This window comes from Embleya sp. L77 (assembly GCF_055557415.1).
Genome location: NZ_CM145710.1, coordinates 2,613,692 through 2,637,088 on the forward strand (window position 1 = coordinate 2,613,692; position 23,397 = coordinate 2,637,088).

The 23,397-nt window shown below is 70.6% G+C and carries 18 protein-coding genes; 8 read left to right on the forward strand and 10 right to left on the reverse strand.

Annotation, left to right across the window (positions count from 1 at the left end; all coding sequences use genetic code 11):
* Positions 1-2: 2 nt before the first annotated feature.
* Entirely contained in the window at positions 3-551 is a 549-nt protein-coding gene (locus ACZOOI_RS41145; protein ID WP_465281928.1) for a YybH family protein, read from the reverse strand.
* A complete protein-coding gene (locus ACZOOI_RS41150; RefSeq protein ID WP_465281929.1) occupies positions 548-1,447 on the reverse strand; it encodes an alpha/beta fold hydrolase in 900 nt (299 codons plus the stop codon). Before ACZOOI_RS41150 ends, ACZOOI_RS41145 begins: the two co-directional genes overlap by 4 nt.
* A 101-nt stretch (positions 1,448-1,548) precedes the next feature.
* Between ACZOOI_RS41150 and ACZOOI_RS41155 the strand changes: the two genes are divergently transcribed.
* Positions 1,549-2,454 carry a MerR family transcriptional regulator gene (locus ACZOOI_RS41155; protein WP_465281930.1) on the forward strand — a complete coding sequence of 302 codons (906 nt, stop codon included), beginning with the start codon at positions 1,549-1,551 and terminating at the stop codon, positions 2,452-2,454.
* Between the two features lie 177 nt (positions 2,455-2,631).
* Here the strand turns inward: ACZOOI_RS41155 and ACZOOI_RS41160 are convergent, their stop codons facing one another.
* A complete protein-coding gene (locus tag ACZOOI_RS41160) occupies positions 2,632-3,081 on the reverse strand; it encodes a DUF6314 family protein (protein ID WP_465281931.1) in 450 nt (149 codons plus the stop codon).
* Between the two features lie 424 nt (positions 3,082-3,505).
* On the opposite strand from ACZOOI_RS41160, the gene ACZOOI_RS41165 reads away from it, so the two are divergent.
* Positions 3,506-5,905: an ATP-binding cassette domain-containing protein gene (locus tag ACZOOI_RS41165; protein ID WP_465281932.1), complete on the forward strand. Its 2,400-nt coding sequence runs from the start codon at positions 3,506-3,508 to the stop codon at positions 5,903-5,905.
* Positions 5,906-5,994: 89 nt separating this feature from the next.
* Here the strand turns inward: ACZOOI_RS41165 and ACZOOI_RS41170 are convergent, their stop codons facing one another.
* On the reverse strand, positions 5,995-6,417 hold the full coding sequence (locus ACZOOI_RS41170; RefSeq protein ID WP_465281933.1) for a Fur family transcriptional regulator: 423 nt from the start codon (positions 6,415-6,417) through the stop codon (positions 5,995-5,997).
* Positions 6,418-6,986: 569 nt separating this feature from the next.
* Between ACZOOI_RS41170 and katG the strand changes: the two genes are divergently transcribed.
* Positions 6,987-9,218, forward strand: coding sequence for a catalase/peroxidase HPI (katG, locus tag ACZOOI_RS41175; RefSeq protein WP_465281934.1), 2,232 nt, complete (start codon positions 6,987-6,989; stop codon positions 9,216-9,218).
* A 236-nt stretch (positions 9,219-9,454) separates the two neighbouring features.
* Complete coding sequence (locus ACZOOI_RS41180; RefSeq protein WP_465281935.1) at positions 9,455-10,447, forward strand: phosphotransferase family protein; 993 nt, start codon at positions 9,455-9,457, stop codon at positions 10,445-10,447.
* Positions 10,448-10,492: 45 nt separating this feature from the next.
* Here ACZOOI_RS41180 and ACZOOI_RS41185 read toward each other — a convergent pair whose 3' ends face one another.
* The gene (locus ACZOOI_RS41185) at positions 10,493-10,756 is read right to left on the reverse strand and encodes a hypothetical protein (protein ID WP_465281936.1); all 264 of its coding nucleotides are present in this window, start codon (positions 10,754-10,756) and stop codon (positions 10,493-10,495) included.
* Between the two features lie 635 nt (positions 10,757-11,391).
* Between ACZOOI_RS41185 and ACZOOI_RS41190 the strand changes: the two genes are divergently transcribed.
* A complete protein-coding gene (locus tag ACZOOI_RS41190) occupies positions 11,392-14,103 on the forward strand; it encodes an immune inhibitor A domain-containing protein (RefSeq protein WP_465281937.1) in 2,712 nt (903 codons plus the stop codon).
* A gap of 116 nt (positions 14,104-14,219) precedes the next feature.
* Here ACZOOI_RS41190 and ACZOOI_RS41195 read toward each other — a convergent pair whose 3' ends face one another.
* Positions 14,220-14,885: a TetR/AcrR family transcriptional regulator gene (locus ACZOOI_RS41195; protein WP_465281938.1), complete on the reverse strand. Its 666-nt coding sequence runs from the start codon at positions 14,883-14,885 to the stop codon at positions 14,220-14,222.
* A gap of 97 nt (positions 14,886-14,982) precedes the next feature.
* On the opposite strand from ACZOOI_RS41195, the gene ACZOOI_RS41200 reads away from it, so the two are divergent.
* On the forward strand, positions 14,983-15,645 hold the full coding sequence (locus tag ACZOOI_RS41200; protein WP_465281939.1) for an O-methyltransferase: 663 nt from the start codon (positions 14,983-14,985) through the stop codon (positions 15,643-15,645).
* A gap of 74 nt (positions 15,646-15,719) precedes the next feature.
* Here ACZOOI_RS41200 and ACZOOI_RS41205 read toward each other — a convergent pair whose 3' ends face one another.
* Positions 15,720-16,343: an isochorismatase family protein gene (locus ACZOOI_RS41205; protein WP_465281940.1), complete on the reverse strand. Its 624-nt coding sequence runs from the start codon at positions 16,341-16,343 to the stop codon at positions 15,720-15,722.
* 120 nt (positions 16,344-16,463) lie between these two features.
* The gene (locus ACZOOI_RS41210; RefSeq protein ID WP_465281941.1) at positions 16,464-17,468 is read right to left on the reverse strand and encodes a GlxA family transcriptional regulator; all 1,005 of its coding nucleotides are present in this window, start codon (positions 17,466-17,468) and stop codon (positions 16,464-16,466) included.
* 577 nt (positions 17,469-18,045) lie between these two features.
* On the opposite strand from ACZOOI_RS41210, the gene ACZOOI_RS41215 reads away from it, so the two are divergent.
* The gene (locus ACZOOI_RS41215) at positions 18,046-19,731 is read left to right on the forward strand and encodes a PucR family transcriptional regulator (RefSeq protein WP_465281942.1); all 1,686 of its coding nucleotides are present in this window, start codon (positions 18,046-18,048) and stop codon (positions 19,729-19,731) included.
* A 173-nt stretch (positions 19,732-19,904) separates the two neighbouring features.
* Here ACZOOI_RS41215 and proS read toward each other — a convergent pair whose 3' ends face one another.
* Both proS and ACZOOI_RS41225 read right to left on the reverse strand, forming a co-directional pair.
* On the reverse strand, positions 19,905-21,317 hold the full coding sequence (gene proS, locus ACZOOI_RS41220) for a proline--tRNA ligase (RefSeq protein WP_465281943.1): 1,413 nt from the start codon (positions 21,315-21,317) through the stop codon (positions 19,905-19,907).
* Between the two features lie 146 nt (positions 21,318-21,463).
* The gene (locus ACZOOI_RS41225; protein ID WP_465281944.1) at positions 21,464-22,219 is read right to left on the reverse strand and encodes a DUF4328 domain-containing protein; all 756 of its coding nucleotides are present in this window, start codon (positions 22,217-22,219) and stop codon (positions 21,464-21,466) included.
* 962 nt (positions 22,220-23,181) lie between these two features.
* Here ACZOOI_RS41225 and ACZOOI_RS41230 point away from each other — a divergent pair.
* Complete coding sequence (locus tag ACZOOI_RS41230; RefSeq protein WP_391584599.1) at positions 23,182-23,331, forward strand: hypothetical protein; 150 nt, start codon at positions 23,182-23,184, stop codon at positions 23,329-23,331.
* The last annotated feature ends 66 nt before the right edge of the window (positions 23,332-23,397 follow it).

Sequence of the window (23,397 nt, forward strand, 5' to 3'; positions counted from 1 at the left end):
GGTCAGACGCCCTTCGGGAGCGGGTTCCACGGCACCCGGCCCAGGCCGCGGCTGTTGGTGGAGTCGGCGAATCCGGGCCGTGTCTCGTCCGGGTCGGGCAGTGCGGTGATGTGGGTGTGCCACATGCGCCACCGGGGTGCGCCGGTGCCGTCGTCGCGGTGGTAGATCTCGGTGGCCCGCCCGATGGTCGCGTCGACCGAGTCCGCGGTCCACTCGCCGCCGTCGAGCATCTCCGCCTCGATGGTGAACTCGCAGGCCAGCCAGGCGGTGTCGCCGCGCACCTCCAGGCGCATGATCTCGGTCCGCAGGCCGCCCGTCTGGGCGATGATCTCGCGGTACCACTTCCACAACGCGACCTTCTCGGTCATGCCGAAGTACGGATGGCCGTTGAAGTTGAACATCAGATACTCGTGGCCCGGGGACGGGAACACCTCGACCATGCGGTCGATGTCCCAGCCGATGTTCGACTCCCACCACTGCTTGTGGAGCCTGAGGATCTCGGCGATGTCCGCCTTCGGTGCGGTTCGCTCCGCGAACGGGGTTTCGGTCATGATCGGCTTCCTGTTTCGGTGCTGAGGCTTTGGGTGCCGAGGCTTTTGGTGTTGGAATTTCCGGTGCCGAGGCTTCCGCCGGTGGGACTTCCGCCGGCGGGCTCCCGGTCGTGGCCGTGGTGCTCGCGTGTGCCGGCGACGAGGGATGCGAGGTGGGCCGCGACCCGGGTGGGGGCGGTGTACATCGGCAGGTGTCCGTGTTCGACGAGGACCGCGAGCCGGCCGCCGGTGAGTTCGGCGAAGGCCCGGGAGTCCTCGACGGGACAACCCAGGTCCCGGTCCCCGACGATGGCGAGCGTCGGGCACCGCAACCGGGGCGCGGCGTCCAGTCCGGCGGCCGCGGCGGCCGCCGTCCAGATGCGCGCGGCCTGAGCGTCGGACTCGACACCGATGTCGGCGGCGACGTCGGCCACGAGAACCTCGTCCAGGCCGGGTTCGCTCGCCAGGATGTCCAGTACGGCGTTGCGCGCACCCCTGGCGGCGATGGCCGCGAGGAACTCCCGCGAGGCGGCCGGATCGGCAGGGCGGAAGGCGCCGCCGACCGTGGTGACGCTCTCGACGCGGTCCGGGTGGGCGGCGGCCAGTTCCACCGCCACGGCCGCGCCGACGGAGGCGCCGACCACGTGCACGCCCGCGACCTCGCAGGCGTCCAGCAGTTCGACGCACTCGCGCACCCACCCGGCGAGGTCGTACACGTCGCGGCGCGCCGACGACCCGTGTCCGGACAGGTCGATCGCCAGACACGTCCACGCCTTTGGCACCGCCGCCAGGACCGCCCGCCAGCAGCGGGCCCGCAGGTTGGCCGGGTGTACGAAGAGCACCGTCGGGGGCCCGGGAACTGTGCCTCGCCTGGCCAACGCCGACCCCGAGCCGGCGCCGAAGACGATTCGATCCACGGACGACATTGGGCTTCCCCTCTCCGCTTGGGGCGCCATAGTTACAGTAACGATGTAAGTTTGTCGAGAGTCGGGACGACGTCCGGCCTAGACTCCCGAGCATGAATTGGCGAAGCATCGGCGATGTCGCCGCCGAGGTCGGGGTCAGCCCTCAGACGCTCCGGGCATGGGAGAAACAAGACCTGCTCGTGCCGGACCGCACACCCGGCGGACAGCGCCGCTACGGCCCCGAACACGTGAGCCGGGCCCGCCGGATCGCCGACCTGCGGCAGCGGCACGGCTGGAACCCCGCAGCCATTCGCACTTCGCTGAGCGGTCCCCACGACGTCCCGGTACCGGACGAGCCCGCGGACGGCGGTCGGCTGCGCCGCGCCCGCCTGGCAAGTGGCCTGTCCCTCAAGGAACTCGCCGCGATGACGGACACCTCCGTGTCGCACCTGTCATCGATCGAACGCAGCGTCGAGCGCGCCTCGACCCAGCTGATCGCCCGCATCACCGACGCGCTCGGCGTCCCGATGAGCAGCCTGGCGTCGTTCACCCGGACCGACGCGAGCGTGGTCCGCGCCGACGAGCGCGCGACCGTGGTCCTCGAAGGCGGCGTGCAATGGGAGGAACTCCTCCTGCCCGGCCACGATCTGGAACCGGCGCTGCTGTCCATCCCGCCGCACGGCTCCAGCGGCGGCCCCTACTCGCGCCCGGGGGAGACCTTCGCCTTCCTGATGTCCGGGACGCTGCGCTTTCGGGTCGGCGGCGGGTCGAGCGATCACGCGCAGGTCGCGGAGCCGATAGACGTCGCCGAAGGCGACTCGGTCTCCTTCCCGTCCCGGACGCTGATCTCCTGGGAGAACGTCGGCCGCAAGACCGCCCGCGCGATCTGGATCGAGGTGTTGTCCCCCAAAGCCTGGTCGGACCCGATGACCAGACGCATCGTCCGGGCGGCCTCCGGATTCACCCCGCAGGAGCCCGACACCGGCGCGGAACCGGAGCGGGGAACCGGCCTCGGCTGACCCGCACCCGCGCGGCGATGGGCCCGCGGCCGACCCGTGCGAGGAACCGGCTCCGTCCGACCCGTGCGGGAAATCGTCCTCGGCGCACCCGGCGTCGTGGGCACCCGGGCATGCACATCGTGCCCGCGCAGATCCGGACACGGCGTGGCCGACTACCTCGTGAGCCGCGTGAGTCGCTCAGGATGCGGGGCGAATGCGTCGGTAGACGGACGTGAGCGACTGTGTCTTCGCCGGACCCTCCACCCACCACCGCAGGTGCCACTCGTCCGGCGACACGACGGTGAACTCGCCGTCGTAGCGGTCGGCCGCGCAAGAGTGTCGGGTGATCCAGCGGCCGGTGCGCAGGTCGAGGTGGTGGAAGGGTCTGCCGTCGGCGAAGAGCACGTCCGCGGTGCCGTCGACCCGCGGGACCAGCCGATGGGTGCGGCTCGCCGGGTTGGCGACCCCGCCCCAGACGAACTCACCGGACTCCGCTTCGACCAGCTCGTCGTCGACCCGACGGAAGACCGCGGTACCGACGAACGTGCCCCGCGCGCCGGAGCGCTCGTCGACCACGGTGCGGTCGGTGGACCAGCTTCCGGCGAGAAAGGCGGCGGCGTCGGGAACCGGAACGGAAACGGGATGCATGTGCCCATGATCCCGCCTCAGCCGACTCGGGCCGAAGATGCGGCGCTGCACCGGGGCGGGGGACGATCCACGCCGCAACGCTCGCCGAAGCCGAGCCCGCGCTGCCGCCGGTCCTGTCCGGCGACTACCGCGGCCACGCGGACCGGGCAGGACGCCGAAGCCCACCGGCATGATCGCGGGCGGACCGGATCGATCAGGAATCGAGAAGCGCGACCGACCGGGCCGCGGCTAGCGTGATGATCACGGACGGCGCCCTGCCGGCCGGCCGACACCGCGGCCGACGGCGGCGCCCTCCCCGGGCTGCTCCGCCCGGCCGAGGCGCACGAGCACCGGATGTACGGTTCGAACCCGATCGGATCGAGCCAGGCGACGCCGGCGGAGGCCGCGAAAGCGGTCCCGCCCGAGAGATGGAGACACGACGAGCATGGCCAAGAGAACGGACTCGCAGTCGCCTGCGCCGCACGTTGCCGACAGCCACGACCTGATCCGGGTGCACGGCGCGCGGGTGAACAATCTCAAGGACGTCAGCGTCGAGATCCCCAAGCGTCGGCTGACGGTGTTCACCGGCGTCTCCGGCTCGGGCAAGAGTTCCCTGGTGTTCGGCACGATCGCCGCGGAGTCGCAGCGGCTGATCAACGAGACGTACAGCGCCTTCGTGCAGGGCTTCATGCCGACGCTCGCGCGGCCGGAGGTCGACGTCCTCGAAGGGCTGACCACCGCGATCCTGGTCGATCAGCAGCGCATGGGCGCCGACCCGCGCTCCACGGTGGGCACCGCCACCGACGCGAACGCGCTGTTGCGCATCCTGTTCAGCCGACTCGGCAAGCCGCACATCGGCCCGCCCAGCGCGTACGCCTTCAACGTGCCCTCGGTCCGCGCGAGCGGCGCGATCACCGTCGAGCGCGGTGCCAAGAAGGCGGTGAAGGCCACCTTCAACCGCACCGGCGGCATGTGTTCGCGCTGCGAGGGCCGCGGCACGGTCTCCGACATCGACCTCACCCAGCTCTACGACGACTCCAAGTCGCTCAACGAGGGCGCGATCACGGTCCCCGGCTACAGCATGGACGGCTGGTACGGCCGGATCTTCGGCGGCTGCGGCTTCTTCGACCCGGACAAGCCGATCCGCAGGTTCACCAAGCGGGAACTGAACGACCTCCTGTACAAGGAGCCGACCAAGATCAAGGTCGAGGGCGTCAACCTGACCTACGAGGGGCTGATCCCCAGGATCCGCAAGTCGATGCTGGCCAAGGACATCGACGCACTACAGCCGCACATCCGCGCGTTCGTGGAGCGGGCGATGACGTTCACCACGTGCCCCGAGTGCGCCGGTACCCGGCTGAGCGAGGGGGCCCGGTCCTCGAAGATCAAGCGGATCAGCATCGCCGACGCGTGCGCGATGCAGATCACCGACCTGGTCGCCTGGATCCGCGAGCTGGACGAGCCGTCGGTGGCGCCGCTGCTCGACTCGCTGCGACACACCCTCGACTCGTTCGTGGAGATCGGGCTGGGCTACCTCTCGCTCGACCGGCCCGCGGGCACCCTGTCCGGTGGCGAGGCGCAGCGCGTCAAGATGATCCGGCACCTCGGCTCCTCGCTGACCGACACCACGTACGTCTTCGACGAGCCCACCATCGGGATGCACCCGCACGACATCCAGCGCATGAACGGCCTGCTGCTGCGGCTGCGGGACAAGGGCAACACGGTGCTCGTGGTGGAGCACAAGCCGGAGACGATCGCGATCGCCGACCACGTGATCGACCTCGGCCCGGGCGCCGGCGCGGGAGGCGGCACCATCTGCTTCGAGGGCACCGTGGCGGGACTGCGGACGGGTGGCACCGTCACCGGCCGCCATTTCGACGACCGGGCCGTGCTGAAGGAGAAGGTACGCACGCCCACCGGGGCGCTGGAGATCCGCGGCGCGAGCACGCACAATCTGCGCAACGTGGACGTGGACGTCCCGCTCGGGGTGCTGGTCGTCGTCACCGGGGTCGCCGGCTCCGGCAAGAGCTCGCTCGTGAACGGGTCGCTGGTCAAGGATTCGGAGGCCGCCGCGGGCGCGGGTGTGGTGTCGGTCGACCAGAGTGCGATCCGCGGATCGCGACGGAGCAATCCGGCGACGTACACCGGCCTGCTCGACCCGATCCGCAAGGCGTTCGCGAAGGCCAACGGAGTGAAGCCGGCACTGTTCAGCGCCAACTCCGAGGGTGCCTGCCCCACCTGCAACGGCGTCGGCGTCGTCTTCACCGACCTGGCGATGATGGCCGGCGTCGCGAGCGTGTGCGAGGAGTGCGAGGGGAAGCGGTTCGAGGCGTCGGTGCTGGAGTATCGCCTCGGCGGTCGCGACATCAGCGAGGTGCTCGCCATGTCGGTGACCGAGGCCCTGGAATTCTTCGGCTCCGGTGCGGCGCACACGCCGGCCGCGCACGCCGTCCTGGTCCGGCTCGCCGACGTCGGGCTCGGCTACCTCAGCCTGGGCCGGCCGCTCACCACGCTGTCCGGCGGCGAGCGGCAGCGGCTCAAGCTGGCCACGCACATGGCCGAGAAGGGCGGCATCTACGTCCTCGACGAGCCGACCACCGGACTGCACCTCGCCGACGTCGAGCAGTTGCTCGGCCTGCTCGACCGGCTCGTCGACGCCGGCAAGTCGGTCATCGTCATCGAGCACCACCAGGCGGTGATGGCACACGCCGACTGGATCATCGACCTCGGCCCCGGCGCCGGCCACGACGGCGGCCTGGTCGTCTTCGAGGGCACGCCCGCCGACCTCGTCGCCGACCGCTCCACGCTCACCGGCGAGTACCTCGCGGCCTACGTCGGCGCCTGAACAACGGGCATCGGCGCAACGCCCGACCGGCAGCCGCGCCGCTTCGTGCTCGTCGAACAGGACCTGCGAACAGGACCGGCGAACAGGACTTACGAACAGGTCTGGGCGCAGGACGGGCACAGACCGCGGTAGGTGACCTCGGCCTCGGAGACGGTGAAGCCGAACCGCTGGTCCGACGGGAGGTCGGCCAGCGGGTTGCCGGTCGGGTGCACGTCGCGCACGGTGCCGCAGGCGGAGCACACCAGGTGCTGGTGCGGGTGGTGGGCGTTGGGGTCGTAGCGCTTGGCGCGGCCGTCGGTGGAGACCTCCTTGACCTCGCCGAGCGAGACCAGCTCGCCCAACGCGTTGTAGACGGTTGCCCGGGAGATCTCGGGCAACCGCTGCGCCGCGCGGGCGTGTACCTCGTCGGCCGTCAGATGTACGTGGTCGCCGTCGAGGACCTCCGCAACGACACGCCGCTGGGAGGTCATCCGCCAACCGCGCTCTCGCAGCCGCTCCAGCAGGTCGCTCATGTCGGTTCACCTATTCAGGCTCGGTGGGATACCGAAGTTTACCGGTGGACGTCCGGATTCCGGTTGGGTACGGGATTGGCGAGCATCTTGACTTGGACTCTGTCCATCGTAGGATCGGTTCCGGCGGTAGCCAAGGGGCAGCAGAAGACTCCACTACGGCAGGAGACGCAGACGTGACGGCACCACCGTCGAGAAGCCGCGCGGTACCGGCCTGCGCATGACGGCCACCCGCGTCGCGCTGCTCCGGAGCATTCCGGACGGTGACCACCTCGGTGTCGAGGCGATCGCCTTCCGGGCGTGCGGTGGGTATGGGACGAACGTGATCACATTCCCCTTCGGACCGCACCCCGGGACCTCGACCCGCTCCCGCCGGCGCGACCCGTTCACCGCCTCGAACCGGCGGGCGCCCCGGCCCGGTTCGACCGGGGACGTCGTGTCGTCGCCGACCCGGGCCGGCTGCCCCGACCGTTGCACCGCCCACGCAGTCCCCCGGCTCCGTGACCCGCAGTTCCGAGCACCGCGATCCGCAGTTCCGAGCACCGTGATCCGCCTGGTCCGGAAGGATTCCCATGTCTGAGAACCATGATGCAATCGTCGTAGACGCGAAGTCGGAGGGCGAGGGGGGCTGCCCGGTCGCACACGGACGCGCCCCGCACCCGACGCAGGGCGGCGGCAACCGGCAGTGGTGGCCGGAGCGGCTCAACCTGAAGATCCTTGCCAAGAACCCGGCCGTGGCCAACCCGTTCGGCGAGGACTTCGACTACGCCGAGGCGTTCAACACCCTCGACCTCGCCGCCGTCAAGCGGGACATCGCCGAGGTGCTGACCACCTCGCAGGACTGGTGGCCCGCCGACTTCGGCAACTACGGCCCCCTGATGATCCGGATGGCCTGGCACAGCGCCGGCACCTACCGGATCAGCGACGGCCGCGGCGGCGCCGGCTCCGGCCAGCAGCGCTTCGCCCCGCTCAACAGCTGGCCGGACAACGCGAGCCTGGACAAGGCCCGCCGGTTGTTGTGGCCGGTCAAGAAGAAGTACGGCCGCAACCTCTCGTGGGCCGACCTGCTGGTCCTCACCGGCAACGTCGCTTTGGAGTCGATGGGCTTCGAGACCTTCGGCTTCGGCGGCGGTCGGGCGGATGTGTGGGAGCCCGACGAGGACGTGTACTGGGGCCCGGAGACCACCTGGCTCGGCGACGAGCGGTACACCGGCGACCGGGATCTGGAGAACCCGCTCGGCGCGGTGCAGATGGGCCTGATCTACGTCAACCCCGAGGGCCCGAACGGCAATCCGGACCCGCTGGCCGCGGCTCGCGACATCCGCGAGACGTTCCGCCGGATGGCGATGAACGACGAGGAGACGGTGGCCCTGATCGCGGGCGGCCACACCTTCGGCAAGACCCACGGCGCGGGCCCGGCGGACAGCGTCGGCCCCGACCCGGAGGCCGCGCCGCTCGAACAGCAGGGCCTGGGCTGGAAGAACTCCTACGGCACCGGCAAGGGCGGCGACGCGATCACCAGCGGTCTGGAGGGCATCTGGACCAACACCCCCACGACGTGGGACAACAGCTTCTTCGAGATTCTGTTCGGCTACGAGTGGGAGCTGTTCCAGAGCCCGGCCGGCGCGCACCAGTGGCGGCCGAAGGACGGCGGCGGTGCGGGCACCGTGCCGGATGCGCACGACGCGTCCAAGACGCACGCGCCGACGATGCTGACGACCGACCTCTCGCTCCGGTTCGACCCGGCCTACGAGCAGATCTCGCGGCGCTTCCTGAACAACCCCGCCGAGTTCGCGGACGCCTTCGCCCGTGCGTGGTTCAAGCTGACCCACCGCGACATGGGCCCGGTCGCGCGCTACCTCGGCCCGGAGGTCCCCGCCCAGACGCTGCTGTGGCAGGACCCGCTGCCGGCGGTGACGCACGAACTCGTCGACACCGCGGACGTCGCCGCGCTCAAGAGCCGGATCCTCGACTCGGGCCTGTCGGTGTCCCAGCTCGTGTCCACCGCGTGGGCGTCGGCGTCGTCCTTCCGCGGCAGCGACAAGCGCGGCGGCGCCAACGGTGCGCGCATCCGCCTCCAGCCGCAGATCGGGTGGGAGGTCAACGAGCCCGACGAGCTGGCCACGGTGCTGAGCGCACTGGAGGGGATCCAGGAGGCGTTCAACGCCGACCGCACCGACGGCAAGCGGATCTCGCTCGCCGACCTGATCGTGCTCGCCGGTGCCGCCGCCGTCGAGCGGGCCGCCAAGGACGCCGGCTTCGACGTCGAGGTCCCGTTCACGGCCGGCCGCGTGGACGCCTCGCAGGAACAGACCGACGTGGAGTCCTTCACCGCGCTCGAACCGGCCGCCGACGGGTTCCGCAACTACCTCGGCAAGGGCAACCGGCTGCCGGCCGAGTACCTGCTGATCGACCGGGCGAACCTGCTGACCCTGAGCGCCCCGGAGACGACCGTCCTCGTCGGCGGCCTGCGGGTCCTGGGCGCGAACCACCAGCAGTCCCCGCTCGGTGCCTTCACCGCGACCCCCGGGGTGCTGACCAACGACTTCTTCGTCAACCTGCTCGACCTGGGCACGACGTGGAAGGCGACCTCCGAGGACGCGAGCACGTTCGAGGGTCGCGACGCCGCCACCGGCGAGGTCCGGTGGACCGGCAGCCGGGTCGACCTCGTCTTCGGGTCCAACTCCGAGCTGCGCGCGCTCGCCGAGGTCTACGCGAGCGACGACGCGAAGGAGAAGTTCGTGCACGACTTCGTCGCCGCGTGGGACAAGGTGATGAACCTGGACCGGTTCGACCTGGCGTGAGCACGACGTCCGGGTCGGCCCGCGCCGGGCCGACCCGGATGCCCGCGCCCTCGCCACACCCTCGGCCCGGCCGGGCCGAGGGTGTGGCCGATATCGGATTCCCTCGGTACCGGTTTGCCTTCGGTTTCCGGTGAACCTCCCCGGCACATCCGCCACTTGGCCGGAGAAATCGTTCGGCGTCGCGCGTCGGCCCGCATAGGGTGCTCCGGTCGTCGAGCCGGAGAGGTGGGTCGCACATGGCGCCCGGAAATGTGACGCGGGATCTGTTGGCGGGGGCGGCGCGAGCCGCGATGGGCGGTGGGCGGCGGCTGGACGGGGTGGAGCGGCTCGCCGGTGGCACCAGAAAAGGCGTGTACCGCCTGACGATGGACGATGCGACGTCGGCGATCGCCTATCTGTGGGAGGACTCCGAGAACTACTGGCCGGCGGCCGAGGGGGACGACGACGTCAGCGATCCGTTCTCACCCGGTGTCGGGCTCGATCTGTTCGAGGCCGCCCATGCGCGACTGGACTCGCTGGGCCTGCGGGTCCCGACGGTCCACCTGGTCGACCGCGACCGCACCCACTACCCGGCCGACCTGGCCGTCGTGGAGGACTTCCCCGGCGAGCACCTGATGGACCTGTTCGAACGTGACCCGCGCGCCGCCGAGCCGACGATGGCGCGTCTCGCGGAGGCCCTGGCAGCGATGCGGGGTCACCGCGCGCCCGCCTACGGCAAGGTCGACCTGGTCGACAAGGGCGGGACGTCGCGCGGAGCATCGTGCGAGGCGGCCGTGCTCGACTTCGCGCTGCGCTGCCTCGCCGAGGCGGCCTCGCGCGACCACCGGATCGCGCGGGCCCGGGACCGGTTGCACGAGCGGCTGCACGAGCTCGCCGCGGCGGTGCAACCGCGCGCCGAGTATTCGGTCGTCCACGGCGAACTGGGACTGGACCACGTACTGGTGGATCGCGAAGGCCGGCCCGTCCTGATCGACATCGAGGACCTGATGTACTTCGACGTCGAGTGGGAGCACGTGTTCCTGCGGATCCGGCTGCACGACGACTACCGGCGTTTCGCGGTCGGCGGCCTGGACGAGGACCGGCTCGCCCTCTACATGCTCGCCCAACGACTGTCCCTGACGGCGGGGCCGCTGCGGCTGCTCGACGGCGACTTTCCCGACCGGGCGTTCATGCGGGAGATCGCCGAACACAACCTGAACGAGGCGCTGATCCTGGTCTCGGCCGGATAGGGATTCGTGGGCTCAGCCGGCCCGTGCGCGGGTGGGCATGCTCCTTCACGACGGCTCGTGGCCGCTGATCCGGGTGGTGCGGTCGGCGCTCGCCACGACGATGAAGGGGTTGGCGATCAGGCCGTCCTGGGCGTCGAGGAAGAGCAGGCCCCGGTCGCCGACGGTGAGGTCGGGACCGGAGGTGATGATCGCGCTCCACCCGCGGGGGAGTACGTCGTCGGTGCGGGGCGGGTCGTACAGGTCGAGCGTGACCTCGACTTCGCCCCGATCCGGGAGCGAGATCGTGCCGTGTGTTTCGAGGATGTCCATTCTTCGAGTGTCGGGGGCGGGATCGGGATCGGTGCGCCGAACGCACACGGCGCGCCGGACCGGTCCAGGATGACGGGCGTCCGACTCGCGCGGAACCAACGAAAGTTGGGTGTGACGGCGCGAAGGATGACGGTGCGAGATACGAAAGTCGGCTCCATACGGGGACCGCGTGCCGCGCGCGGCAGGTGTCGGCAACATCGTGCTCGGAGGGCGAAGTCCCGCTGTCGGTAAGGCACTTGAGGCAGCGACCTGGTGCGGGGTGATTTCGCGGCGGCGAACTCTAGCCGATCGGGACGGGTGCGATCACTGCGCAGGGCACGCCCCGTTGATAGCTGAGTAAAGAGTTCGCAAAGAACCTCTGGCTTCCCCTGCCTCTGCCGTCACTCACGCCTCTAGGGTCCGGTCACCCGGCCATTTCCCACCGGTCGCCGTGACCCGACGGTTGGTGGGAGCAGGCGTCGGGTTTCTGCCGAAACAGCTCGACGTCGTGGGCGCATAACGGCACCACAGCACCCTGATCGGCGTCGCTTCGCGTCCGGAACCACCTTCCGGGCGGAAGGGAGACCATCTTGAGTCGAGCGATACCCGGACGTGGCGGAACTCCGCCGCGAGCCATCCGGCGATTGCGTGGCCCGGTGACGCTACTGTCCGTCTCGCTCCTCGCGGTCACGGGACTGACCGCGGCACCCGGCGTCACCTCGTCCGCAGCCGCCGCGCGTGTGGACACCACCAAGGCCGTATGGAATCCCGGCCCCGACGACCGGTACTTCAACCCCGTCGAGGCCGAGATCGGCCCCGACGGCCGCATCGATGCCGAGCAGACCGCCGCCGACAAGTCCCGCAAGGCCAAAGCGGGAGGCGGCAGCAAGGAACGCGAGGGCAACCCGCGGGCGGCATCGCAACTGCGCCTTCTCGAGGCCGAAGCCCAGCGCACGGGCAAGAGCCCGGAGCAGCTCAGGGCCGAAAAGAGCGGCCTGGCACCGGGTGCCAGGCAGGAAGCCAAGCTGTTGACGATTCTCGTCGAGTTCAACGAGAAAGCCAACGACGACTTCTCCGGATTCAACCGCAGGGCGAGCGTGAGCGACGCCTCCTGCGTGGTGGAACCGCCGGGCACGATCAAGAACGGGCCCCTGCACAACACCATCCCCGACCCGGCGCTCACCGGGCAGGACAACAACACGCCGTGGGTCAAGGACTTCAGCCCGGAACACTTCAACAAGATGCTCTACACCAAGCAGGGCATCACCGAACGCATGCGTCCGGACCTGACCGGTCCCGACGGCAAGCCGGGCATCGACGTCTCCGGCTACACGATGAAGAACATGTACGAGGAGATGTCGGGCGGCAAGTACACCGTGTCCGGCACCGCCACCTCGTGGATCAAGGTGCCGCACTCGGAGGCGTGGTACGGCGCCGGGCGTTGCGGCAAGCGCGAGCAGGACATGGGCGGACACCCGAACAACCCGGGCGGCGCCGAGACGCTGGCCACCGACGCGGTGAACGAACTCGCGCGCAGTCAGCCGAACTTCCCGTGGGCCGACTACGACAAGGAGGACACCGGCGACGCCGACGGCGACGGCAACACGCAGGAGCCGGACGGCGTGGTGGACCACCTGGTCCTCGTGCACGCCGGCAAGGACAAGTCCACCGGCGGCGGTGCCGAGGGCAGCTATGCCATCTGGGCGCACTCCAGCGCCGTGGCGGGCGGCTACACGGTGCCCGGGACCCAACTGAAGGTCGCCAACTACATCGTGCAGCCGGAGGACTCCGGAGTGGGCGTGTTCGCCCACGAGTACGGCCACGACCTGGGTCTGCCGGACCTGTACGACAACTTCAGCAGCGTCCCCGGTGGTGCGTCGGACGTCAACTTCTGGGACCTGATGGCGAACGGGTCCCACTCCGGCCCGCTGTTCCAGTCGATGCCCGCCCACATGAGCGCGTGGTCCAAGTACACGCTGGGTTGGTTGACACCGGAGGTCCTGAAGGTGGGCGACCGGCCCGCACTGGCCACGCTCGGGCAGGCGGCCAAGACGCCCAAGGGCACCAAGCAGGCCGTCCGGGTGAACCTCCCGGACCAGGTGACCAGGTTCAGCACGCCGCACAGCGGCCAAAAGGCGTGGTACTCGAGCAACGACCAGGACTGGGCGGACGTGAAACTCGTCCGCGACATCGCGGTCCCGGCCGGCTCCGACGTGAAGTTCCAATGGTGGAGCGACTACGTCCTGGAGGAGGACTGGGACTTCGGCTTCGTCGAGGTGTCCACCGACGGTGGCACCACGTGGACGCAGCTGGAGGTTCGCAACGAGGCCGGCACGCTCGTGTCGACCCCGCCGGACTACCCGGACCCGAACGGCAACCTCCGACGCTTCCACAAGAGCACCGGGTTGACCGGCAGCAGCAACGGTTGGCGCCATGACCAGGTCAACCTGACGCCGTACGCCGGCAAGACCATCAAGCTGCGCCTCGGCGTCGACACGGACGCGGCGACGCAGGAGAAGGGCTGGGTCGCGGACGACTTCTCGCTCACCAACGGCACCACCACGGTGTGGTCGGACGACGTCGAGCAGGGCGACAACGGCTGGACTCCGGAGGGCGGTTCGGTCGGCGCGGGCACCAAGGGCGCCGGCTGGGTCCAGAGCGACGGCACCTTCAGCCGCGAGCGGTACTACCTGCTCGAATGGCGCAACATGTCCGGCTTCGACCAGGGTTTGAAGTACACCTACACGTTCGGCGAGAACGGCAAGCGCGAGAAGCTCGCGTACAACGCGCCGGGCCTGTTGGTGTGGCTGCGGGACAGCTCGTACCCGAACAACGGGGTCCTGGACAACATCGACAAGTCCCCGTCGTGGGGCGCCAAGGGCGAGTTGCTCCTCGTCGACGCGAACCCGAACCCCTACCGGTTCCCGGACGCGCCGTCGAACTCGGCGGCCAACCTCGAACCCCGAGTGCAGTCGGCGAACGCGGCGTTCAGCTTCAAGGACACGGCCGGGTTCCGGGCGTGCCGCAGGGCGGGCGACCACTGCGCGACCTTCGCCAAGCAGGAGCCGGTGCGGTTCTTCTCCGACTCGCTCGGCTACGCGCCGGGTGCGGAGGCCACCGCGACCGGCTTCGGCGCCAAGGACGCCACCGGCTCGACCGTGGTGCCGGCGCGGGCTCCGTACTCGACCAGGGTGACCAAGGCGGACGGTTCGCCGGACTACGCGAACTACGGCAAGCCGTTCTTCTCCTCGGTGCTCGGTTCCGGAAATCCCGGATGGGACAAGGCATACGGCGTGACGGTGTTCCCGGTCTACCCGCTGTCGGGTGACAAGGGCGCCGTCGTGTGGATCGTGCCCGCACGCAAGTAGGCAGGCGCGCACGAGCACGGGTGCGACATCGGCCCCCACGACCCGATCGTGGTCGTGGGGGCCGATGCATGCCCGGAGGGGGTGGGCCCCCGCGCCGGCGGTCGGACCCGGATCGCTCAGGGGGCCGGCGGGCCGGTGGATCCGTGCCTGCGCAGGAATGCGTCGACGAGGCCGTCGGTGAAGGCGTCGTCGATCGGTTCGGCGGTCACCAGGACGCGGTAGTAGAGCGGGCCGACGAGTTGATCCGTCTCGCTCGCGATGTCGAGGTCGGCGGGCAACCGGCCGTCGTGGATGGCGCGTTCGAGCGGCAGGCGGTCGCGTCCACGTTGGGCGTCGAGCCAGCGGGAGCGGAAGTCGCGGGCGAACGCCGGGTCGTGCTGAGCCTGGGCGATCAGCGCGCGGAAGACGGCTCCGGAGTCGGACTTGCCCAGGAAATGGGCCAGTTGGCGCAGGTAGTCGCGCAAGTCGCGGGCGAGGTCCCCGGAGTCGGGCGGGGTCAGGTCCTCGATGGCGTCCTGGAGGAAGGCGTCCATCAGGACGTCGGTCTTGGTGCTCCACCACCGGTAGATGGTCTGTTTGGCCACGCCGGCCCGGGCGGCGATGCCCTCCATCGTGACGCCGGCGAACCCCTTCTCGGCGAGCAGGTCGTCGGCCGCCTCCAGTACCGCCAGCCGGGCTTGTTCGCTGCGTCCGTGCCGGTTGCCGTGGTGCTGCCGTGCGGATCCGCCGGTGTCGTCCGCCCTGGTGCCGTTCGCCCTGGTGCCCTGCGTCCTGGATGCCATCTCGCCTCCCCTGTCGTCTCGTCCTGTGTCGTCTCGTCCTGCGGGTCGAGAATATTGCATCTAGAAACGACGAGACGTTGCGTCTACTCTAGGGGGCATGACCTACACACACACGCTTGCCGACCCGCGCGTCCGCACGGCCCTCGATCGCATGTTCGCGCACGCCGAACAGGACGACGCGGTCGCGGCGCGCGTCGACGCGGAACTGCCGGGCGGAAGGGGGCCGCTGTCGCCCCTGGAGCACGCCGACGCCGCGGCGGAGATCTACATGCCCATCTCCGCCGCGGCCGGGGCACTGCTCTACAACCTGGTCCGAGCCGTCCGCCCGACCACGATCGTGGAATTCGGCATGTCCTTCGGCATCTCGACGCTGTATCTGGCCGCGGCCGTACGCGACAACGGCGCCGGGCGCGTCGTCACCACCGAACTCAGCAAGGACAAGATCGCCGCCGCGCGCCGCACCTTCGCCGAGACCGGCCTGGACGACCTGATCACCGTGCTGGAGGGGGACGCCCGCGAGACCCTCCGCGACCTGGACGGTCCCGCGGACTTCCTGCTGCTGGACGGCTGGAAGGACCTGTGCCTGCCGGTATTGAAACTGCTCGAACCGCACCTGCGACCCGGCACGCTCGTCGTGGCCGACGACATCGTCCTGAGCAGCCTGCAGCCCTACCTCGACTACGTGCGCGACCCGGAGAACGGCTACCACAACGTGACGTTCCCGGTCGAGGACGGCTTGGAAATCAGCTGCCGCCTCTGACCTACCACCGCACGGGGCCGCCCTCGCCGGCCACCCACCCGCGGGCGCCCGTGCCTGCCTGCCGACCGCGCCGGTCAGGCCGGCAGGGCGTCGACGGTGGGGACGACGGTGCCGAACAGGTCGGTGATGGTGGTCAGTGCCGCGGCCTGGAGGGTGGCGGCGGACAGGACCGTGCCGTCGGGGGCGGTGAGGGCGCGGGTGGCGGTGGCCTCGGCGACGACGGTGGCGCGGTAGCCGAGGTTGAACGCGCCCTGGGCGGTGTGGCCGACGCACATGTGGGTCATGAAGCCGCCGATGATCAGGTCCTTGCCGCTGCCCGGTGCGGCGCCGAGGTCGGTCAGGATCCGCTCCAGTTCGGTGCGGTGGAAGGAATCGGGGAACTCCTTGACCACGACCGCCTCACCGGCCACCGGGGCGACTTCGTCGCTGATGGCGCCGATGTGGGCGCGGATGTCGTACGGGGTGTTCTCGCCGCCGTCGTTGATCACGTGCACGACCGGGGCGCCGGCGGCGCGGGCGCGGGCCAGGAGGCGGGCCCCGGCCGCGAGGGCGTCCTCGGCGCCGTCCAGGGCCATGACGCCGGTGCGATAGGTGTTCTGGAAGTCGACCATGATCAGGACGGAGTCGGCCGGCCTCGGCGGCTCGTTGTCCAGGCCGATGACGTCGCGCAGGGTCGTGGAGGGCCGGTTCGTGCTCATCGCGTGTGGTGCCTTTCAGCAGGGGAGTGGGGCTCGGGAAACGGGCGGCCGGGAACCGGGCGCGGCGGAATGGTCCGCCGTGCCGGGGTATCGGCAGGGGATTTCGGTCGGGGTGGAAGGTCAGTGGGTTCGGGTGCGAAAGCGTCGGCGGTAGGCGGCGGGCGTGGTGGCGAGTTGTCGCCTGAACGCCCGGTGCAGGGTCTCCGCCGAGCCGAGCCCGGCGGCGCCGGCGACCCGGTCGAGTGGATCGTCGGTGGTTTCCAACAGGCGCCGGGCCACCTCGACCCGGGCGGCCTCGACGTAGGCCGCGGGACCGGCGCCGGTCTCCTGTTTGAACACGCGGGCGAAGTGCCGCTCGCTCAGGCACATTTGGGCCGCCAGTACCTCCACGGACAGGTCCTGGTCGAGGTGGTCGGCGATCCACAGCCGCAAGGCGTCGATGTCCCGGCGGGCGGAGGCGGGACGGCTCAGCGGTACGGAGAACTGGCTCTGCCCGCCCTGCCGCTTGAGGTACATCACCAACTGGCGGGCCACCGCGAGCGCCACCTCCTCGCCCAGGTCCTCGGCCACCAGGGCGAGCGCGAGGTCCAGGCAGGCGCTGATCCCGGCGCCCGTCCACAGTCGGCCGCAGTCGGTGCGCAGGAAGATCGGATCCGGGTCGACCGCGACGGCCGGATGCTCGGCGGCGAGTTGGGCGGCGGTCGACCAGTGCGTGGTCGCCGTCTTGCCGTCCAGCAGGCCGGCCGCCGCCAGGACGTGCGCACCGACGCACACCGATGCCACCCGCCGGGCATGCGGGGCGGTCTCCTTGACCCAGGCCACGACATCGGGATCGATCAGGGCCACGGGACCGTCGTCGGTGACCTCCACCGCGCCGGGCACCAACAACGTGTCCACGTCGTCGCCGACCTCGTCGAAGGCCAGATCGGCCAGCAGTCGCACCCCCGCCGACGTACGCACCGCACCCGCAACCGGCCCGGCGAGCCGAACCCGATACCCGGCACGGCCCGCGATCCCGCCATCGATCTCCTCATTGGCCAGCGCGAACACCTCGGCCGGACCGGTGACGTCGAGAAGATCGACATCGGGAAAAACCGCGATGACGACACGGTGCGAAAAGGACATGTCCCCATCCTCGTCAGCACCATCCATGACCGCAATGACGCCCGACTGTCACATCCGGACATCGCACTTCATGATCCACGGGGTGGCGGTCAAGCGCGCCTGACCCGCGTGACCCGCGTGACCCGCGTGACCGCCCGGCCTGTGCGGCCCCCCGGCCCGTGTGGTCCGTGCGACTCGTGCGGCGCAGGGTGAAGGCGTGTCGGGTACCGCCCGCGCCGCCGTGCCGGATTCCCGCCGTCAGCCCTTCGGTCGGGCGGGCTGCGGGGGCTGTGTCGCCTGCGTCGGCGGGGGGAGGACGGTCCACCTCCGAAACGCCGCGCACCGTGCACGGTGCCGGCGTGACCCACCACCCGCCCGGCGGGTTCCGTGGCGACGACCGGGCGGCGGCGGTTGCCGGCCGGTGCTCCCGAGCCTGCGCGCGGGCCGGAGGTCGGGCACCGCATCCCCGGCGATACCCGGCAAAGCGGACGCCGTCACCGTCGGGGCCCCGGGCGGTCATCGTGGATGTGCCTATTGTTGTCCCCGCGTACGAAATCGGAGGACCGTTTCGGTTCCGTCCCACAGAGGTGACCCACACGTGACGACGCACTCCCGCAGGAGCCTGGGCCGCGTACTCGAGGAATTCGGCCCCACCCTGCTCGACCTGATCCACGGCGATCCGGACACCGTGGAGGAGATCGGCGGGGTGGTCATCCACGATCCGCACGACGAACCGCAATACCCCCAGCACGCCGTGGTCCTGGGCCCCGCCGTGCACGGGCCCGCCGAGATCGCCCGCCTGCTGCGCACGCTCGGCACCCACGGTGTCGGCGCGCTGATCGTCCGCGGGCCGATCGACCCGGACCCCGCGGTCGCCACCGCCGCCGCGCACGCGGGAGTGGCGCTGCTGGCGCTGACCCGGGGCGCATCGTGGGCCCAACTCGCGGCGCTGTTGCGTACGTTGCTCACCGAGGGCGACGTCGGCGACGCGGGCACGCCGACCCTGGGCGGCATCCCCTCGGGGGACCTGTTCGCGCTCGCCAACGCGGTGGCCACCCTCCTCGACGCGCCGATCACCATCGAGGACCGCCGCTCGCACGTCCTCGCGTTTTCCGGCCGACAGGACGAGGCCGACCCTTCACGCGTGGCCACCATCCTGGCCCGTCGAGTGCCCGAGGAATACCTGCGCATCATGGCCGCCCGCGGCGTCTTCAAGGAGCTGTACCGCAGCCGGGAACCGGTGTTCTTCGCCCCGGCCACTCTCGAAGAGGACGAACTCGGGCTCGCGCGGGTGGCGATCGTGATCCGGGCGGGCGACGAGATCCTCGGGTCGATCTGGGCCGCCGTGCGCGAGCCGCTCAGCCCCGAACGCGCCACGGCGTTCCGCGAGGCCGCCGAACTGGCGGCCCTGCACCTGCTGCGCCACCGGGCCGGCGCCGACTTCGAGCACCGGCTGCGCGCGGACCTGGTCACCACGGTGCTGGAGGGCGGCCCCGGCGCCGTGGACGCCCTCGACCGCCTGGGCCTGGTGCACGAACCCACGGTGGTGCTGGCCCTGGGCCTGGCCCCCGGAGCGGGCGTGGACCACGCACAACTGACGGCCGAACGGCAGCGGCTGGCCGGAGCCCTCGCGATCCACCTCAACGCCGTGCAACCGCGCTCGGCCGTCGCCCTCCTGGGCGATGTCGCCTACGCCGTCCTGCCGGCACCGGGCGATCCGGCCGACGGACGCGAGCGCACCGTGCAGATCGCCACGAACTTCCTGGAGCGCACCGGTGACCGGGTCAAGGCGCTGATCGGCATCGGATCGATCGCGAAGGAACCCGCCGCGCTGCGCCGCTCGCGCACCAACGCGGACCGCGCCCTGCGGGTGCTCACCGGTGGACATGTGAACCGGCGGGTCGCCTCGATCGCCGACGTCTACATCGACGCCCTGCTCCTGGAGGTGCGCGACCTCGCCGTGGCCAACGGCGACGAACTCGTCGGTCCGCTGGCCCGACTCGTCGCCTACGACGCCAAGCACAACACGAGCCTGGTCGAGACGCTGCGGTCGTGGCTGGACGCCTTCGGCGACGTGACCTCCGCCTCGGCGAGCATGTTTGTGCACCCCAACACGTTCCGCTACCGGATGCGTCGGATGACCGAAGTCGGCCGGATCGACCTCCAGGACCCGGCGGCACGCTTCGCGGTCCAGCTGCAACTGCGGCTGATGACCCCGCGCCCGGGCGATCCGACCCGCGAGGTCGCCGACGCGGCGTCGGCCACGGCCCGGGTCGAGGGGTAGGCAGGACCGCGGAGTCGACCGGCACGTTGCCGGGCGGCGGCCGCCGCGGGGTCGATACCTCGCCCGCGGCGGCCGGACCGCTCGTTGCTCGGTTGGGGCCACGCCCGAACGATCGGCGACTGCTCACGTCCACCCGGGCGCCGCAGCACGGGCGCGGGGTGAGGGTTCCGCGGTCAGTAGGCGCGGGCGACGATGGCGGTGTTGCCGGGTTGGTCGTCGGAATCGGGCACCGAGCCGTCTGCGGCGATCAGGCAGCGGACGGATACGCCCTGGTCGGCGAGTCGGGCCTCGCCCTCCGGGCCGAGCGTGGCCCACGGGATGCGGGCCCAGCCGGTGCCCGCGGCCTCCACGGCCTCCTCGATCGTGCTCACCTCGACCTCGCGGCTCGTGCGCCGCTCGCGGGCCTGGGCCAGGAGCAGCGCCTGGTCGTCCGCCATCACCGTGGGCACGAGTTCGGGCAGTCCCGCGATCGCCACCGGGTCCTTGCTGCCCGCGATGCGGCGGACCAGCACGGCGGTACCGTCGGCCAGGTCACGAGGCCCGACCTCGATCCGTACCGGCACACCCTTGAGCTCCCAGTCGATCGCACGGCGGCCGAACGGCGTGTCCGTACGATCGTCGACGTGGACGCGGATGCCCGCCGCCCGGAGCCGCTCACCGATCGCGCGGACCTCGGCCAGGACCGCGTCGTCGCCCTTGACGGCGAGGACCACGACCTGGATCGGCGCCAGCCGCGGCGGGACGCGCAGACCGTCGTCGTCTCCGTGCATCATCACCAGTGCGCCGATCATGCGCGTGGTGGAGCCCCACGACGTCTGCCAGACGTACTCCTGGTGACCGTCCTTGGACAGATAGCGCGTCTCGAAGGCCTTGGCGAAGTTCTGGCCGAGCTCGTGACTGGTGCCCAACTGGAGGGCCTTGCCGTCGCCCATCATGCCTTCGAGGGTGAGCGTGTTGATCGCGCCGGCGAACCGTTCCCTGGCCGTCTTGCGCCCCGGCACGACATCCATGGCCAGGACGTTCTCCATGAACTCGGCGTACACGTCCCGATGGATGCGTGCGGCGTAGTCCCGGGCGTCCTGGTAGGTGGCGTGCGCGGTGTGGCCCTCCTGCCACAGGAACTCCGTCGTGCGCAGGAACACGCGCGGGCGCAGCTCCCAACGCACCACGTTGGCCCACTGGTTGATGAGCAGGGGCAGGTCGCGATAGCTCTGCACCCACTTGGCGAAGTACTCGTTGACGATCGTCTCGGAGGTGGGGCGGATGACGACCGGCTCGTCCAGTTCCTTCCCGCCGCCGTGCGTGACCACCGCGAGTTCGGGGGCGAAACCCTCGACGTGCTCGGCCTCCCTCATCAGGTACGACTGCGGGATCAGGAGCGGGAAGTAGGCGTTCGCCGCGCCCGCCTGCTTGATCCGGGCGTCCATCTCCTGCTGCATGCGTTCCCACAGGCTGTACCCGTACGGTCGGATGACCATGGTGCCGCGCACCGGACCGTTGTCGGCCAGTTCGGCCTTGGCGATCAGGTCTTGGTACCAGCGGGGGAAGTCGTCCGCTCGGGGGGTGAGAACAGGAGCCTTGGGCATGTTGCGGATGGTAGGACCCGGTACGGTGCGGGCGCGAATCGATTTCCCCCATCGGCCGCGGCTTCCCCGGGGGGCCGTACCAGGACCGGGGTACGAGGCCCGGCACACGGGGCCCGGCACCCGAGGGTCCCGGGCCCGCGGAGTTGTCAGAGCCCTGTGTTCGTGCGGTTCGTGCGGTTCGTGTTGGGAGGGACCGGCAGACCGGCCGTCGCATAGCCGGGTACGGACGGTGGGAGGGTGTTGATCGGGGGGCCGAATACCGGCGCTTGCGCCGCCTGTGCCCGTTCGTTCTGGAACCCGGTGATGCGGGCGACCAGGGCGATGGCAAGGCCCGTGGCGACGATCTGGAGTACGAAGATCGCGGTACGCGCGAGACCGGCTGCGTGGGCGGCCTCGGCGTCGATCGGGTCGAAGGTGGGCGAGGAGGTGTCCGGGTCCCCTTCGGGGCCGAGCAGGCGGAAAAGCCCTCCGGCCAGCTGTCCGCCGGCGAAGGTGATCCACCAGCCCCACACCAGGACGAGCCGTCCGGGCGTGGCGCCGCCGACGTGGGGTGCGCGAGGGTCACTGGCCCGCCACACCTCCTGGGCGATCATCGGCGGGAACCACAGATTGACCACGGGGCAGAACCAACCGCCGATCGCCCAACCACGGGAAAGTGTTCGGCCCTGACGACCGGGATACGCGTCGATGTTGCCGCGGGCGGCGTGGAACCAGATCACGAACACCACGATCAGGGCGAGCTGCACGAACGCGTACGCGTGCCAGAACGGGGCGAGCGTGTCGTTCACGTCGTTCGGATTCCGGCTCGGCTGCCGGCCGTGCGCGATGTCGTCCCACAGCCCCGCGCGGTAGAGCAGCGAAACGACCGCGGACGCCGAAACGAGAGCCGAGACCCCCAACATGACGTAGAGCGTGATCGCAAGCCCGCGCAGCGGGCGGTGGATCGGCCGGACCGGGCCGGCCGGGAAAGGCGCCCAGCACGGCGGGCCCGGCGCGAGTTGCGCGGGTACCTGCCTGCCGCAGCCGGCGCAGGGGCCTGGGACGGCGGGTTGCCCGCCGCAGAATGGGCACAGCACGGATTGCGTTCCCCTGTCGATGACGGCGGGACGATCGCGCACGCGAGTACGGATCCGATCCCCCTCGACCTCCCGTATCCGGCGAGGCTTACCGGCATCATGCCGTGACCGTCGACCCACGTCGGCAGAGGGTCCCGGGTCGCCGACGTGAGCCGCCCGAGGGGCGACCGCTGTCGAGTCCGAGCAATGCCGCACACGGCCACGGGACTTGCCCGAACGCCCGCGGAAGTCGGCATCCGTCAGGCCGGCTTGCCTGCCGCACTCGCCGACCGGTTCACGGTACATACGATCGAGCGACGCGGACGTGGGACCAGCGGCCCGCAAGGGGACCGGTACGGCGTCGAGGTCGAGGCCGCGGACATCGAGGCGGTGCGCGCGGCCACCGGTGCCCGCTTCGCCTTCGGACACAGCTTCGGGGCGTTCCTGCTGCGGGGCAGGGGCAGGGGCCGGCCCGACCCTCGATCGGGGCGGGCCCACACGGATTGCGCCACCGGTCGAGCGACCGGCCAAGTGGCCCACGGCGCCGGGCCGGCCGCATCGGAGGAGCGGTGCCGGAACGTTTCGGTCCACCGCGTTCGGCCCCGGCACGGCATGCACGTCCTCGGTCGCCGGTGGTCCGGGTGGGCCCGGAACCGGAGGCGTCGGGCGGCGCACAAGTGACCTGAATTCGGCTCCCGTCGGTTTCCGCTCCGGCCAATGATGAGAACTGTCGGCGTGCACGGGGGCACGTGCCCACGACCCGTGTGTCGACACGGTTGTCACCGAGGGCACGAAGGGAGATCGCACACATGGAATTGCGCAATACGGAACTCCGCGTGGAGTCGGCGAACGAGGACGACTCCTTCGACATCCTCGTCGGTGACCTGGAGTTCGAGCTCGTGGACGACAGGCTCCGCCCGCCGACCAGCTGTACCCACTACGGGTACTGCCCGGCCTGAGGCCGAGCCTGATTGCCGGATGCCGTGCCCGCCGGGCGCGGCATCCGGCTCGTTCCCGGACTCGTC

Coding starts and splice junctions, on each gene's coding strand:
- ACZOOI_RS41195 (WP_465281938.1), bottom strand. CDS start 14,885: ATGGCATCCAGGACGCAGGGCACCAGGGCGAACGGCACCAGGGCGGAC.
- ACZOOI_RS41230 (WP_391584599.1), top strand. CDS start 23,182: ATGGAATTGCGCAATACGGAACTCCGCGTGGAGTCGGCGAACGAGGAC.
- ACZOOI_RS41170 (WP_465281933.1), bottom strand. CDS start 6,417: ATGAGCGACCTGCTGGAGCGGCTGCGAGAGCGCGGTTGGCGGATGACC.
- ACZOOI_RS41225 (WP_465281944.1), bottom strand. CDS start 22,219: ATGTTGGGGGTCTCGGCTCTCGTTTCGGCGTCCGCGGTCGTTTCGCTG.
- ACZOOI_RS41155 (WP_465281930.1), top strand. CDS start 1,549: ATGAATTGGCGAAGCATCGGCGATGTCGCCGCCGAGGTCGGGGTCAGC.
- ACZOOI_RS41205 (WP_465281940.1), bottom strand. CDS start 16,343: ATGAGCACGAACCGGCCCTCCACGACCCTGCGCGACGTCATCGGCCTG.
- katG (WP_465281934.1), top strand. CDS start 6,987: ATGTCTGAGAACCATGATGCAATCGTCGTAGACGCGAAGTCGGAGGGC.
- ACZOOI_RS41160 (WP_465281931.1), bottom strand. CDS start 3,081: ATGCATCCCGTTTCCGTTCCGGTTCCCGACGCCGCCGCCTTTCTCGCC.
- ACZOOI_RS41210 (WP_465281941.1), bottom strand. CDS start 17,468: ATGTCCTTTTCGCACCGTGTCGTCATCGCGGTTTTTCCCGATGTCGAT.
- ACZOOI_RS41180 (WP_465281935.1), top strand. CDS start 9,455: ATGGCGCCCGGAAATGTGACGCGGGATCTGTTGGCGGGGGCGGCGCGA.
- ACZOOI_RS41145 (WP_465281928.1), bottom strand. CDS start 551: ATGACCGAAACCCCGTTCGCGGAGCGAACCGCACCGAAGGCGGACATC.
- ACZOOI_RS41185 (WP_465281936.1), bottom strand. CDS start 10,756: ATGGACATCCTCGAAACACACGGCACGATCTCGCTCCCGGATCGGGGC.
- ACZOOI_RS41165 (WP_465281932.1), top strand. CDS start 3,506: ATGGCCAAGAGAACGGACTCGCAGTCGCCTGCGCCGCACGTTGCCGAC.
- proS (WP_465281943.1), bottom strand. CDS start 21,317: ATGCCCAAGGCTCCTGTTCTCACCCCCCGAGCGGACGACTTCCCCCGC.
- ACZOOI_RS41200 (WP_465281939.1), top strand. CDS start 14,983: ATGACCTACACACACACGCTTGCCGACCCGCGCGTCCGCACGGCCCTC.